Source organism: Bradyrhizobium sp. CSA112 (genome assembly GCF_029051645.1).
Lineage (GTDB): Bacteria > Pseudomonadota > Alphaproteobacteria > Rhizobiales > Xanthobacteraceae > Bradyrhizobium.
In genome coordinates, this window is the sequence record NZ_JAACFS010000098.1 from 1 (window position 1) to 1,529 (window position 1,529).

Genomic DNA, 1,529 nt, shown 5'->3' on the forward strand with positions numbered 1-1,529 from the left:
GTCGTCCGTGAAGAAGGCCTAAGCCACTGATCGGGAATCTCGATTTGGGCTAAGGGGCGTTTGCAGATTGCAAGGTTTTGATGCTTTGGGCATCGGAACCTTGCGATTTCGTTTTTGGGATTCCCTCGAAGCGGGAAGCATGATTCCTTGTCTGCATCGGAGGGGACGATGCGGCCGAAGAAGCACCAGACGACTGGATCGAACGATCTGTTCCGGGCTCGGCTCGACCAGATCATCAATCTGAAGCACGAACTGGTTTTGCTGGCTGGCAAGATCGACTGGGACTGGATCGACGGCGAGATTGCGCCGCTCTACAGCGAGCACGGCCGGCCGGGGATCGCGAGCCGCTTCATGATCGGGCTGTTGCTGCTCAAGCACATTTACGGGCTATCCGACGAGGGGGTGTGCGAGCGCTGGGTCCACGACCCGTATTTCCAGTACTTCCCCGGCGAGGAGTTTTTCCAGCACGCCTTCCCGCACGAGCGCTCTGACCTGAGCCACTGGCGCAAGCGGCTTGGCGAGAAGCTGGAGCTGCTGCTGGCCGAGAGCCTGCGGGTGGCGCACGGCGCCGGCGCCTTGCGCAGCAACGACCTCAAGCGGGTCACGGTCGACACCACGGTGCAGCCGAAGGCCATCACCTTCCCGACCGACGCCAAGCTGCTGCATGCGGCGATCAAGGGGCTCAACCGCCTGGCGGCCAGACAGACACGGCGTGCAGTTGCGGCAATCCTACCTACGGATTGCCAAGGCCGCGGCGACGATGGCGGGGCGCTATGCCCATGCCAAGCAGTTCAAGCGGCATCAGCGGCAGTTGCGCATCCTGCGCAGCCGGCTGGGCCGGATCATCCGCGATATCCGCCGCAGGATCGAAGGACAGGCGGCTCTCGAGGAGACGTTCGCACTGCCGCTCGGCCGCGCCGCGCAGATCCGCTCGCAGCAGCAGCGCCAGCGCGGCTGGAAGCTCTATTCTTTCCATGCCCCGGAGGTGGAGTGCATCGGCAAGGGCAAGGCCAGCGCGCCTTACGAGTTCGGCGTGAAGGCCTCTATCGTCACCACCAACCGCCGCGCCCCGGGCGGCCTGTTCGTGCTGCATGCCACCGCATTGCCGGACAACCCCTATGACGGCCACACCCTCCGCGGCGTCATCGAAGACACCGAGAGGCTCACCGGATGCGCGATCGAGCGCGCCTATGTCGACAAGGGATACCGCGGCCACGGCACGGAGAATCCGCGCCGCGTCTTCATCTCAGGCCAGAAGCGCGGCGTCTTCGGCATCATCAAGCGCGAGCTGCGGCGCCGATCCGCCATCGAACCCATCATCGGCCACCTGAAGGCCGAAGGCCATCTCGGCCGGTGCTATCTCAAAGGCCGCGCCGGAGATGCCGCCAACGTCATCCTTTCCGCCGTCGGACACAACTTCCGCCGCATCCTCGCCTGGCTGAGGGATTTTTGGCGCCTCTTCCTCACTGCGCTCATCGCAGCCATCGCCGTCCAATCAACACTCAGATCGGCTTCTTAACGGACGACTA

The 1,529-nt window shown here is 64.0% G+C and carries 1 pseudogene; it reads left to right on the top strand.

From position 1 onward, the window contains the following. The first annotated feature begins 168 nt into the window (after positions 1-168). Positions 169-1,519 (top strand): annotated as a pseudogene (locus GWE18_RS41815) (IS5 family transposase). Positions 1,520-1,529: the final 10 nt, after the last annotated feature.